Here is a 13,433-nt window from a genome sequence, read left to right on the forward strand (position 1 = left end):
CTTATGAAATTACATCTTTTAATCGGCCTGGGCTTAGTCACAGGCCTGGAAGTCTATGGCCAGAACGTACAGAAAATAGATGGCGCCGATACCATAAAGACCCATGAGAAAAAAATCGACGAGGTTGTTATTACAGCGCTTGGGATCAAGAAAGACAAGAAAACGTTAGGGTATGCAGTACAGGAGGTGAAAGGCGATGTGTTTGAAAAAGCAAAAGAACCGAATTTCATCAATTCCCTTTCCGGAAGGGTAGCCGGATTGAATGTTAAGAACAGTACGGATCTTTTTCAGGATCCGGGCATAAGCCTGAGGGGTGCCAAGCCACTTATTGTTATTGACGGTGTTCCAGACAGGACCGCTGATTTGTGGAGGATCAATGCGGATGATATCGATAATATCAGTGTATTGAAAGGACCTACAGCTTCTGCTTTGTACGGATCAGTGGGAAAGGACGGAGCAATCATGATTACCACTAAAAAAGGTAAGAAAGGAAGAATGAGTATTTCATTTAATAATTCCACCATGTTTCAGACTTCTTTTATCCGTATTCCTAAAGTGCAGACAACATACGGGGGAGGAAATAACGGGAAATATGCCTATATAGACGGAAGTGGTTCCGGAAGTGAAGGTGGCGGATGGATCTGGGGTCCTAAGCTAGACCAGAAAGATCCTACAACACCCAGTGGATATTATGAAACTCCGCAATACAATAGTCCGATTGATCCTGTAACCGGAAAACCGATACCCTTACCATGGATTTCCCGCGGAAAGAATAATATTAAAAATTTCTTTGATACCGGCGTTATCCAGTCCAATAACCTGAGTGTGGACTGGGGAAGTGAAAAAGCAACTTTCAGACTTTCCCTTTCTAATATTTATCAGAAGGGAATCGTTCCGAATACCGATCTGAAAACTACGTCAATCAGTCTGGCAGGATCCGTAAATCCTATTGAAAAGCTTACGATTAATTCTACTTTAACCTATAATAAAGAATATACCTCCAACTTCCCGGAAGTAGGATACGGACCTACGAACTATCTTTATAATCTGGTATTATGGACCGGTGCCGATGTAGATGTAAGAGACCTGAGAAATTACTGGGTAGCCGGAAAAGAAGGATACCAGCAAAGGCATTACAATGTTTCTTACTACAACAATCCTTATTTTCAGGCGTATGAATACCTGAGACCTTACTATAAGGATAATGTAATGGGAAATGTAAACCTGGAATACCAGATCATTCCCAAATTATCAGCTAAAGCCCGAGTGGGGACAAATGTGTATGCCCTGAACCGCGAATATAGAGAGCCTAAAAGCTATATAGGGTATGGAAATAAGTCATTAGGAAACTATACGCAGATTAACGGAAATTATTTTGATATTACTTCAGAACTGGGACTTAAATACCAGAACCGCTTTTCAGAAAACTTCTCATTAACCGGTGAAGGATATGTGTCTAATTTTTACAGGGAACAGAAAAATAGTGAGATCCGTACTGATGGATTGGTAAGCCCGGGATGGTATAATCTTTTTAACAGTATAGGAACACTATTTGCTCCAAAAGCAGGAAACCGGAAAGAATTTGAACAGATCAACAGCGTATACGGGTACGTAGATATGGAAATTTACAAAGCATTTTTCCTGAATATGACTGCCCGATATGACAAAGTATCCACACTTCCGAAAGGAAATAACGGGTATTTCTATCCGTCTGTTTCCGGATCAGTATTACTTAACCAACTGGTAACGCTTCCGGATTGGATCAGTTTTGCCAAACTTCGCGGATCATTGGCGCAGGTTTCCAACGGTAAGCTGGCTAACGATACGTATGGTTATATCTCTGCATTTGAAAAAAGTGATATCAGCTGGAACGGACAATCAACATTTGTTTTCGGGGATGTATTGATCGACAGTAATATAAAGCCTGAAACATCGAACTCCTGGGAGATAGGAACGAACATTTCATTTCTAAAAAACAGAATTAATTTAGACGTTGCTTATTACCAAACCCGGAATTATAATAATCTGGCGAGTATTCCTCTGTCTGAGGGAGTAGGATATAAAACGTACCTAACCAACGGAAATGTATTTCAAAGAAAAGGGGTAGAGTTTACCCTGAATGCAGATGTCATTAAGAAATCAGATTTCAGATGGAGTACACAGCTTAATTTGAGCCACTACCGGAAGTATTTAAAAGAAGCTTATGGCGGTAAAGATTATACAACAATCTATAATGCGGCCAACGGAAGGAACAATTTCATCCGGGTAGGAGAGAGAGCTGATAAACTGACTGCCATGCCTTATGAAACTTCACCGGACGGGCAATTGGTCCTTCAAAACGGATATCCTGTGAATTCCACAGCACCCTTTGAAAGCAATATGGGATATTCTGATCCGGACTGGACTTATGGTTTATCCAATAATTTCAGCTACAAGAACTTCTCACTTTCCTTATTATTTGATGGCCGACTTGGAGGAACCATGTATTCCACTACCAACCAGAAAATGTGGTGGGGAGGGATTGCGCCGGGAACAGTTAATCAGTATAGGGATGATGCCAATGCCGGAAACAATACTTACATAGCACCGGGTGTAAGAGTGGTAAGCGGTTCTATAACGTATGACCAGAATGGTAATATAAAATCCGATACCCGCGTTTTTGTTCCCAATGATGTTGCTGTAAACTACAATGCTTATATGCAGAGTACCAGCAATGCTTTTGAAAGCAATTACCATTATTATAAGCAAACCTTTATCAAATTGAGAGAGATCACGGTTACTTATAATTTTGAAAAATCTTTTGCCGAAAAATTAGGAGTATCATCAGCGAGTGTTTCGTTAATCGGTAGAAACCTTTGGCTGGCTTCAAAGATTAAAAATGTAGATCCCGATTCTGGTGTCGACCAGCTTCAGACTCCTGCAACAAGAAGTTTTGGAGTTAATCTCAATGTAAAATTCTAATGATAAAAATACGATAGAAATGAAAGTAGCTAAAATATATATAGTGTTGCTGACTGCTTTAATAGGACTTACGGGCTGCAGCAGGGTAGATGATTTCCATGATGATCCCAACCGCCCTAAAAGTGTAGATGCGGAAAACATCCTTCCGGGAATCGAAGTGAATGCATTCAGTACGATTAAGGCGGAAGCAGCTCTTGCATCTAGACAACTTACCTATATCAACGGAGTTAATGCGCAGCAGTATTACAACTGGCAAAGAGGATCATTTGGTGTTTATGACAACATCAAGCAGGTGGAAAAGATGGTGGAGGAAGCCAATAAAAAAGGAGGAAAGGAATATATTGCACTGGCCCGCTTCTTTAAATCCTATTATTTTATCTCCTTAACTGAGACATTTGGTGATATTCCTTATAGTGAGGCGATAAACACGGCTAATTTTTATCCGAAATATGATGACCAGAAAAGCATTTATAAAAATGTCCTTAATGAGCTGGCATTAGCCAATACCGAGCTTTCCAATCTGAATACTCCGATCCGTGGGGACATTATCTATAATGGAGATTTGCTTAAGTGGAGAAAACTGATCAATTCCTACAGATTAAGGATCTTAATGGATCTTTCTAAAAAAGCGGATGATCCGGATCTGAATGTAAAACAGACTTTTGCCAATATTATCAATAATCCGGCCCAAAATCCTGTGATGGAATCCAGCAATGACAGTGGTGCATTACCGTTTTATAATCTTGTAAATAACCGGTATCCGTTTTTTAATAGTAATGATCTGCAGACGGCCTATTATATGGAGCAAAGTTTTGTAGATAAACTCAGGACTTCCAAAGATCCAAGGTTATTTAAAATGGCTGAAAAGAAAACAAGTACAGTTGGGACAAGTCCTTCAGATCCGTTTAGCTTTTATGACGGATTATATGGAAGTGGGGATCTGGGGCAGAATTCTACCAAAGCATCTAATGGTCTGGCATCAAGAATTAATCCGAGATATTTTAATGATCCGATCAATGAGCCTTCTTTATTAATGGGATATGCTGAACTCCAATTTGTTTTGGCCGAAGCGGCCGTAAGAGGCTGGATCAATGCAAACGCAAATACATACTACCTGAATGCCATTAATGCATCCATGACTTTCTATAAAATAAGTCCTACAGATGTAGCGGTTTATCTGGCTCAGCCAACCATTAATCTGCAGCCTGGAAAAGAGATCGAACAGATCATGGATCAGAAGCATACGGCCTTGTTTTTTAATACGGGATGGCAAATATTCTATGATCAGAGAAGAACAGGTTTTCCTCACTTCAATACTGATGGTCCCGGAATTCTGAACAACGGCAAGATTCCTAAAAGATGGATGTATCCTTCTTCTGAAATCAATAATAACAATACCAATCTTAACAATGCCATTACCAAGCAGTATCCGGCTGGTGATAATATTAATGAGACCATGTGGCTGATTAAGTAAGCCGTACTGAATTTATACATCGGATCAATAAAAAACTCCTGCTTCGAAGAAGAAGGAGTTTGCTGTTAGTTAGAAAATGAAGGATATGATGATTCAATATAAATTTTTAGCTGAACTTTTTAATTGCTTCCGGAGAAACAGGTGTGAAAAAATTGATCAGATTTCCGTCCGGATCACAGAATAAAAGTGACCGGTTACCCCACGGCATGGTGGTGGGCTCCTGGACAATTTCACTTGTAATTCCTTTAATTCTCTCATATTCATCGTCTACATTGTCGACAATGAATTCTATGATGCTGCTTTTGCTTCCGGTAGATGCTGTGAGGTTTTCACTGAAGAGCGTCATGGTGCGTGTGCTTCCTATAGCTAAAGTGATAGAACTTGTAGAGAGCTCTGCAAAATCTTCTGTATACCATTGAGCTGTCAGTCCCATTGCATTCTCATAAAACTGCACGGATTGCTTAATGTCCTTTGTGATAATTCTTAATGATGTTAATTTCATGTTTGTTGAATTTAATAATATCCTGGAACAAAAGTAAGCTCAGGTTGTGACAAGAGTATGTCAGTAGAAAAATTAATCTCTGAATTTTTTACGGAAATTAAGGGCTGTCATTCCCGTTTCTTTAGAAAAAAAGCGTGAGAAATAGGAATGATCTTCAAAACCCAGGTCATTTGCAATCTGTTTTACATTGAGGTCACTGAAGTATAAAAGCCGTTTAGCTTCAAGAATTATATTATACCTGATCCAGAATGAAACAGGGGAACCCGTATATTTTTTCAGGCATTCATTCAGGTATGACTCTGAAATATGGAGCATTTTTGCGTAATCTGAAGGACTTTTATATTTCCTGATATGTTTGTTAAGAAGATTTTTGAATTGAAAGGACAGTTCAGCGGTTCTTGAATTGGCATCAGAATTCTCCCGGATACGAACAACATCTGCTGCCATTTCAAAAAAGGAACGCAGTAATGAGTAAGCTATATTTAAATTGAGTTTATCCCGGGAAGAATGATCTGTTTTTCTATGTAAAATATTCAATAGCTGATCCATATCTTCCGCATCTTCCGGACGAAGATCAATAGGTTCCTGAAAGCCCAGCCAGCTTTCAAAAGTATTCCGGCATGATGGGTCCACCAATGAAGGATCTACAGCGATATACCATCCTTCAGCTTTTCTCGACTGAATCCGGTAATGAACCTGTTCCGGTAAAATGTAGTACAGCTGTTTTTCACGGATAATTTTATTTTCAAAGTCTACAATTGTGGATCCGGAGCCTTTCAACATCATAAAAAATATATAATGATCGTCACGGTGCGCCCCAAGATCTCTGGAATGCTTCCGACTGATCTGCTCAGGGCCAAATCGTGAAATTAAAAAGCTATGATCAGTTTTTTCCTGTAATTGATGGATGGGAATATTTTGCATAGAGAATGTAATCAATTATTAAAGTCCCAGGATGCGGTCTGCATTTCCATGGGCAATCTTTGCGATCTGTTCAGCTGGAAGATTTATGCCATGTAAGAAATCAATACCCATCTGATTATCACTGAAAGGATAATCTACCGATAGAATAATATGATCTATGCCTATCGTATCCAATGCTATTTGCAAAGGAGGTTGGGTGAAGAAGCCACTCGTTGTTATATAAAGCTGCTCTCTGAATGTATCAGCCATTGTTCTTTGATTACGGCCTCCATTACCCGGCTGAAAAGCCTTATTGGACCTGTCCCACATGATCGGCAACATTTCGCCCATATGTCCTATGATTATTTTCAGTTTGGGATAATCATCAAAAACTCCGGCTATCAGAAGCCGAAGGACATGAATAGCTGTTTCTGAGTGCCATCCCCATCCCCAGCAGGCAAGGGCATCAAAAGAACCGGATGTTGTGCCTATATTGCTGTAGTAAGCATCCAAGACAGGTTTTGGTGGAATCCCGGGGTGTATATATAGGGGAACTCCTAACTTTTCAGCTCTTTCAAAAACAGGTGCAAATTTGGGAGTGTCCAGGAATTCTCCACAGGTAAGTCCGCGGATCATAGCACCGCGGAAACCATAAGTCTTTACGGTACGTTCAAGCTCATCAGCCGCAGCAGAGGGAGCCACCATCGGAAGATGGGCAAATGCCGCAAACCTGTCAGGATGATCTTTTATTCTCTCCGCCAGCAAATCATTATATTGCGAAGCAAATGCAGGAGCAGATGACTGATCCAGTAAATTGACATCGGTATTTTCTACAGAAAGGACCTGCATGGATATACCCGATTGATCCATCGATTCCAGTCGTTGTCCGGAAATATCCGACAACATAGGCATCAGTCTCATTGCCGGACCCGATGGCTGCTTTTTATCCGTTATACCGTCAGGAAGAAAGTGGGACATTTCAGGAAAGGACACGTGTTCCTCTATTGTTACTATTCTCATTGTAAAAGGATTTTATTGCCACAAAAATAGAATACTAAAGGTACGCAATCAATGAAGAACTTACAGGGATGATAGCACAATTCGCGGTAATTTTTTTCTGGGATATATGAAATGGAGAGTGCTCATGCATTAACTCATTACCTGATCTTTTATAAACCATGAATAGATTGGAATATTCTGTACATTTGTTGATCATTTCATTAAAGATCGCTTATGAAGGAAAACCCTTTACTGAAAAATATTTCCAGATATGTTACTTTAACAGAGGAAGAGACTGAAATTTTTGAGAGTTTCTGGACAGAGAAAATTTTGGAAAAGGGAGATTATCTTTTGAGAAACGGGGATGTCTGCCGGTATGATAATTATGTGGTTTCAGGTCTCGTGAAAGCATTTTATATCAATTCCGAGAATGGTAATGAAGAAATTCTTTATTTCTCTATTGACGATTGGTGGGCCAGTGATATCGATAGCTTTTCTAAACAGAAAACTTCTATTTATAATATCCAGGCTCTTGAAAAAACCAAGGTCTTACAAATCAATTACCATTCATTTCAAAATCTGTTGCGTGCTATTCCACAACTTGAGCGTTATTTCCGGCTTATCCTTGAAAGTTACCTTGGGGTCCTGCAAAAAAGACTGATCTACCATAATGTATATGATGCAGAATACAGGTATTTTGATTTTCTTGAAAGATATCCTGATATCGCTTCCAGGGTTCCGCAGTATCTGATTGCTTCCTATCTGGGAGTGTCGGCAGAATTTATTAGCAGACTGCGAAAAAAAAATAAATCCTCTTGAACTAGGTCAATTTTTCTCTCTTTTATAATCTGGAATTTTGCTTCATTATAATAACGAAGCATATGAGAAAAGTATTGATCATCAACGCAAGCGTAAGAAATGAAAGATCACACAGCCGAAAACTGTCAAAGCTTTTTGCAGACAACTGGACATCAAAATATCCTCAGGATATATTTACCTACAGGGAAGTAGGAACAGAGGTGATTCCCGGAATTGATGAATCCTGGATTGCCGGGGCGTTTACCAAGCCTGCAGACAGGACAGAAGCGGATCATAAAGCCTTGGAGCTGAGTGATGAACTGGTGGATGAATTGAAAGAACATGATATTTATGTCATTGCCACACCAATGTATAATTGGTCGCTTCCCAGTGGTTTGAAAGCCTATATCGACCAGGTGATGAGATTCAATAAAACCTGGAAATTTCGATCAGGAGTTCCTGATGGGGATTATGTAGGCTTACTTGAAAATAAAAAGATATTTATACTGTCCAGCAGGGGAGATACAGGCTATGGAGCAGGAGAGAAAAATGCTCATATGAATTTTCAGACCACGTATCTGGAGTTTATATTCGGGATTATGGGAGTAAAAGATATAACCCTTTTTTCTCTGGACAATGAAGAGTTCGGCGGAGAGATATTTGAAAAGTCCAAAAGGCAAATCTTTGAGCAGATAAGCCTGGTTGAATAAAGCAGAGTATTTTAGGTTTTCCAATTACAATTGAAAAGCAGTTATACTAAAAACCATAATTCAAAACTGCTGCCCTCATTCAGTGCCTGGTAATTGAGATACCCTCCATGCGCTTCCATTATACTTTTGGTAAGTGTGAGCCCGATTCCGGAACCACTGGCTCTGGTTGTAAAGAAAGGAAGGAAGATCTTGTCTTTAATTTCAGGAGTAATGCCTGATCCGTTGTCGGTAATAGCGATAATGATGCGGTTATTTTGAGATCGGACAGTGGTTGTGATGGTTTTATTTGCTTTTTCAGAAACGGCAAATATCGCATTGAGATACAAATTGATAAGACTGCGTTCTATCATTTTCTCATCCGCCAGAACCCTGAAATCTTCAATTTCGCGGACGATTGAAATATTTTGCTTTTCAAATTCCGGTTTCAGGAAATTTAATGCAGATTCTACTATTTTTTTCAGGGAAACAGAAGCCAGAACGGGTTTGGGTAATTCTGCAACCTGGCGGTAATCATCAACAAAGCTTAGCAACTGTTTTGATTTGGAATTAATGATCATCAGGCTTTCTTTCATTTCCTGCTGGTCTTCTTTATCTACGGTTTCCTGATTACTGATGTATTCCAGGCTTTGGATCAGGCTGTTTACGGGGGTCAGTGTATTGAGGAGTTCGTGTGAAATCACCTTCATCAGGTTATTCCATGCGAGCTTCTCTTTTTGTTCTATGATCTTCTGAACGGATTCCAGGGTGATGATGTAAAAACGGTGTTGCGGATTTTTTACCTGTTTTGTTCTTAATGAAAAGGACTGCTTGGAATTTCCACGAATAGAAATATCAAAAAATTCCTGAGAATTGCTGTATCCTGTATCCTCAATAATTTTAAAAAATTCAGGAGCTTTAGATGCATACAGGCTCCAGTTGTTGTATCTTGGAACCTGGAGGCTTGTAAGAAAAGCTTCATTCACATAAAATACTTCCCAGTTTTTATTTTCCTCGGAAAGGATCATGAGTCCTGTTTCCATCTGGTCCAGAATACTTTCGTACAGAAGCTTATAAGACGATAGGGAAAATTGTTCTTCTTTGCTCTGGTAGTACAAACGGATGCTGCTATCCAAAAGCGCTGTTCCTTCCTCTTTGGGAAATAATGAAAAATCTTTTTTTCTGATAGAAGATATAATCTTCTCTGTTTTTGAAGCTAAAGCAATCTGCGATTGGTTGATCAAAATAACAAAGAGCACCATTATTCCGGCAAAAAGACTCGCATTAAACCATTTTTCCTGTAAAAAAAAATGATAGGTAGCAATTCCGCTCATGATTGCCAGAAAGTGGTAAAGCAACCACCAATATTTATATTTATTCATAATTTTAATACATTGTCTAAAATCTACTTTCTAACCTCTAATTTCTACCATCTACCACTCATATCCCAAATTTCTCCATTCTCCTGTAAAGTGCAGCCCGGGAAAGACCTAAATCTTCGGCTGCCAGAGAAATATTCCCGGTATGTTTTTTCAATGCCTTTTTGATCAGTACTTCTTCCATTTCCTCGATATTAAGATTGATAATGGTTTGCTCTTGCTCCTCCGGCTGAGGCATCAGCAATTGGAGATGATGATCGGTGGACAGGATAACACTTCTTTCAAGACAATGATCCAGCTCCCGGATATTTCCCGGCCAGGAATAATTGATAAGGGTAAGCATTAAACCTTCCGTAAGTTCCAGGTTCGGTTTATGGTATTTCTGTTTATAGCGGTCCAGAAAATACTGAGCCAGAAGACCTATATCTTCCTGTCTTTCCCTTAAAGCAGGGATATGAATTTCCACGGTATTGATACGGTAGTAAAGATCCTGGCGAAAGCGATTTTCAGCTACCGCTTTTTTAAGGTTTTCATTAGTGGCAAAAATAAAACGGACATCCAGTAAGCGTTCCTTGGTTTCACCTAATCTCGACAATTTCCGGTTCTGAATAAGGCTTAATAATTTTGTCTGCAACTGTAGCGGTAGATTTCCGATCTCGTCAAGAAAAACTGTTCCATTTTGTGCATTTTCTATTTTTCCGGCGTAATCCTGGTGGGCATCAGTAAATGCTCCTTTTTTATAACCGAATAATTCTGATTCAAAAAGGCTTTCGGAAATACTTCCAAGATCAATATGCACAAAAGGCTGATTTTTTCTCTCCGATTGTTCATGAATAGACTCGGCAAGGACATATTTTCCCGTCCCGTTTTCTCCCAGAAGCAGAACATTGGCATCCGTAGGGGCTACTTTTTCGATTTGTTCTAAGACTTCCTGCATTTTCGGAGAATGACTATAAAGCTGATACTGATGGTTTTTCTGATTTATATTTTCCCACTGACTCAGCTTTTTATTTTTTCTGGAAATATCTACAGCGAGATTCACAGAGGCATAGAGCTTTTCATTATTCCACGGCTTCAGGATGAAATCCGACGCACCGTTTTTTAAAGCTTCAACCGCAAGTTCTACTTCGCCGTAAGCGGTCATAAGAATAATGGGAAGCTGAGGTTCAAGTGTTTTGATCTCCTTCATCCAGTACAAACCATCCTGGCCGCTTTCAAAACCTTTTCTGAAGTTCATATCCAGTACTACTGTATCAACCTGGTTTTCAGTCATGAATTTCATGATCTGTACGGGCTTACTAAGACAGCTGACCTCTGTGAAAAATTTTTTAAGCCAGACTCTTGCAGAAAACAAAATGTCTTCGTCGTCATCTACAATGAGAATGTGCGCTTCTTTTTTTCGCATATCGGTATTTGTTGATTGTATTAAAACTCATTCTTTTTCTATTAAAAATGTTCATTATCGGACAAAAAGTGTCCGATAATGAACACCTGATCAACTCCTCTTATTAATATTATTTCAGATTATCAGACACTTATAAAAGTATAATTTTCTGGCATCTGTGTTGTGTAATTTACTGTAACAAAAAGAGTTATCTTTATTATGGATACGAAAATAGTAAAAAAGAAATCGAAATTAAAATTTGTTTTAGGGGGATTGGGAGCTATAGCTGTTTTGTCGCTTTCCGGGATGTATTTCAGCAGCCAGAAAAAGACGTATAATGTTTCGGCAGAAGATATCCAGACCGATAAGGTTACGAGAGGGAAATTTGAAGATATGCTGATGGTGAATGCACAGACACAATCGCTTAAATCTTCATTTGTAAATGTTCTGGAAGAAGGAGCGGTTAAGGAAATATTTGCTGAAGACGGTCAGATGGTCACAAAAGGTCAGCCGATAGCAAGAGTCTACAATCCGAATACCGAATTCAGCTATATGAATCAGGAAACAGGGATCATGCAGCAGATCAGCCAGATGAGGAGTACACTTCTGGAACTGAAAAATCAGGAGCTGGCCCAGGATAAGGAATTGCTGCAGGCACAGAATGATTATAATACAGCCCTACAGAATTTTAACCTTCAAAAACGTCTCTATGATGCAGAGATCGGGAAGAAAACAGATTATGACATCAGTGTGCAGAATCTTACGTACCAGAAACAAAGGAAATCAATTGTAGAAAAAGGCTATTCCAGTGAAAAAAATTCCAGAAGCGCTCAAATGTCGGCAATTAATACATCGATAAACCAGATGGATAAAAGCTTACAAATCCTACATTCTAACAAAAATAATTTCCTGATCATGGCTCCGGCTTCCGGAAGACTTTCATCTTTCACAATATCGGTAGGTGAGAACCTTACGAATGGCCAAAGCATTGGAAAAATAGATCTGATGGACGGCTATAAGCTGGTAGCTAAAGTAGATGAATATTACATCAACAAACTGCAAAACGGAATTAAGGGAGTTCTGGATAATAACGGACAGGAAGATGAGGTGGTGATTACCAAAATACTTCCTGAAGTAAAAGACGGGCAGTTTTCAGCAGAGCTTAATTTCACGGACAAAAAGCCTGAAAACCTCAAAATAGGGATGACATTCGGAGTAAAACTAAAACTTTCGGCAGATACACAGAGTACCATGATTCCAAAAGGGAATTTTTATAAAGATACCAATGGGAAATGGGTGTTTGTGGTTAAAGGAAATAAAGCCGAACGGAGAAACGTAAGCCTGGGTAGGGAAAACCCTTTATATTATGAAGTGAAATCGGGGCTTCATGAAGGAGAAACGGTAATCATATCAGATTATGCGGATCTTAAAAAATATGAGATACTCACCATAAAAAAGTAAAAATATGAATACTTTTAATTCATATTGTTACAGAGATGAAGCCGATTCAGCAATTTAGGTAAAAGCTTCTCTAATGAACCTGATATCAGGGATTTATCAACAATACATAATACAATTAAATATCAAATTATCATGATCAATATTCATAACCTTTCAAAAATTTATATATCAGAAGATGTTCAGACCCATGCATTAAATAAGGTAAGCCTGGGCATTAAAGAAGGAGAATTCCTTGCTGTAATGGGACCTTCAGGCTGTGGAAAATCTACTTTTCTCAATATTCTCGGACTTCTGGATTCTGCTTCAGCCGGTTCCTATCAGTTTTCAGGAGTGGAAATGGTGGGACTTAGCGAAAAAGGTAAATCGGATGTCCGTAAAAAGAATATAGGTTTCATTTTTCAGAATTTTAATCTGATAGATGAGCTTACCGTCTATGAAAATATTGAACTGCCCTTGATCTATAATGGGGTTTCCTCCTCAGAAAGAAAAAAGAAGGTGGAAGAAATTATGGAAAAGATAAATATCAGCCACCGGGCCAAACATTATCCCCAACAGCTTTCGGGAGGGCAGCAGCAAAGAGCAGCCGTAGCCAGGGCTCTTGTCACTAAGCCCAAACTGATCCTTGCCGATGAGCCTACGGGGAATCTGGACAGTTCTAATGGAAACGAAGTGATGAATCTGTTGGCAGAACTTCACAGAGAAGGCTCTACCATTGTTATGGTAACACACTCTTCCTATGATGCCGGATACGCTTCCCGAATCATCACCATGAAAGACGGAGAGATTTTTAATGAGGAACATGCTTCTCAGAGAAAAGATGTATTCGCTAAGGCGGATGCTAAAGAATTCGGATAAATCAAAATCCTTCAGTGTACCCATGAAGATC

The 13,433-nt window shown here is 39.2% G+C and carries 11 protein-coding genes; 6 read left to right on the top strand and 5 right to left on the bottom strand.

Annotated elements, in window-relative coordinates; all coding sequences use genetic code 11:
• Positions 1–3 precede the first annotated feature (3 nt).
• Positions 4–2,961, top strand: coding sequence for a SusC/RagA family TonB-linked outer membrane protein (locus ACNFU2_RS00880; RefSeq protein ID WP_418123288.1), 2,958 nt, complete (start codon positions 4–6; stop codon positions 2,959–2,961).
• Between the two features lie 19 nt (positions 2,962–2,980).
• Positions 2,981–4,435, top strand: coding sequence for a SusD/RagB family nutrient-binding outer membrane lipoprotein (locus ACNFU2_RS00885; protein ID WP_418123290.1), 1,455 nt, complete (start codon positions 2,981–2,983; stop codon positions 4,433–4,435).
• A 106-nt stretch (positions 4,436–4,541) separates the two neighbouring features.
• Here the strand turns inward: ACNFU2_RS00885 and ACNFU2_RS00890 are convergent, their stop codons facing one another.
• From ACNFU2_RS00890 to ACNFU2_RS00900, 3 genes are all read right to left on the bottom strand, one after another.
• Complete coding sequence (locus tag ACNFU2_RS00890) at positions 4,542–4,937, bottom strand: VOC family protein (protein WP_172278012.1); 396 nt, start codon at positions 4,935–4,937, stop codon at positions 4,542–4,544.
• A gap of 72 nt (positions 4,938–5,009) precedes the next feature.
• Positions 5,010–5,861, bottom strand: a complete 852-nt coding sequence (locus tag ACNFU2_RS00895; protein ID WP_418123292.1) for a helix-turn-helix domain-containing protein — start codon at positions 5,859–5,861, stop codon at positions 5,010–5,012.
• An 18-nt stretch (positions 5,862–5,879) separates the two neighbouring features.
• Positions 5,880–6,860 carry an amidohydrolase family protein gene (locus tag ACNFU2_RS00900; RefSeq protein WP_418123294.1) on the bottom strand — a complete coding sequence of 327 codons (981 nt, stop codon included), beginning with the start codon at positions 6,858–6,860 and terminating at the stop codon, positions 5,880–5,882.
• A gap of 213 nt (positions 6,861–7,073) precedes the next feature.
• Here ACNFU2_RS00900 and ACNFU2_RS00905 point away from each other — a divergent pair, with 213 nt between their 5' ends.
• Both ACNFU2_RS00905 and ACNFU2_RS00910 read left to right on the top strand, forming a co-directional pair.
• Positions 7,074–7,658 carry a Crp/Fnr family transcriptional regulator gene (locus ACNFU2_RS00905; protein WP_172278018.1) on the top strand — a complete coding sequence of 195 codons (585 nt, stop codon included), beginning with the start codon at positions 7,074–7,076 and terminating at the stop codon, positions 7,656–7,658.
• A gap of 62 nt (positions 7,659–7,720) precedes the next feature.
• Positions 7,721–8,347, top strand: coding sequence for an FMN-dependent NADH-azoreductase (locus ACNFU2_RS00910; RefSeq protein ID WP_306611672.1), 627 nt, complete (start codon positions 7,721–7,723; stop codon positions 8,345–8,347).
• Between the two features lie 41 nt (positions 8,348–8,388).
• Here the strand turns inward: ACNFU2_RS00910 and ACNFU2_RS00915 are convergent, their stop codons facing one another.
• Both ACNFU2_RS00915 and ACNFU2_RS00920 read right to left on the bottom strand, forming a co-directional pair.
• Positions 8,389–9,705 carry a sensor histidine kinase gene (locus ACNFU2_RS00915; protein WP_306611674.1) on the bottom strand — a complete coding sequence of 439 codons (1,317 nt, stop codon included), beginning with the start codon at positions 9,703–9,705 and terminating at the stop codon, positions 8,389–8,391.
• Between the two features lie 58 nt (positions 9,706–9,763).
• Entirely contained in the window at positions 9,764–11,107 is a 1,344-nt protein-coding gene (locus tag ACNFU2_RS00920) for a sigma-54-dependent transcriptional regulator (RefSeq protein WP_273647646.1), read from the bottom strand.
• A 198-nt stretch (positions 11,108–11,305) separates the two neighbouring features.
• On the opposite strand from ACNFU2_RS00920, the gene ACNFU2_RS00925 reads away from it, so the two are divergent.
• Together ACNFU2_RS00925 and ACNFU2_RS00930 are read left to right on the top strand one after the other, a co-directional pair.
• Positions 11,306–12,547 (top strand): efflux RND transporter periplasmic adaptor subunit, encoded by a 1,242-nt coding sequence (locus ACNFU2_RS00925; RefSeq protein ID WP_418123298.1) that lies wholly within the window; start codon positions 11,306–11,308, stop codon positions 12,545–12,547.
• Positions 12,548–12,679: 132 nt separating this feature from the next.
• Positions 12,680–13,402, top strand: a complete 723-nt coding sequence (locus tag ACNFU2_RS00930; RefSeq protein ID WP_273647648.1) for an ABC transporter ATP-binding protein — start codon at positions 12,680–12,682, stop codon at positions 13,400–13,402.
• The last annotated feature ends 31 nt before the right edge of the window (positions 13,403–13,433 follow it).

It is taken from the genome of Chryseobacterium sp. PTM-20240506 (genome assembly GCF_048296755.1).
Taxonomy (GTDB): Bacteria; Bacteroidota; Bacteroidia; order Flavobacteriales; family Weeksellaceae; genus Chryseobacterium; species Chryseobacterium proteolyticum.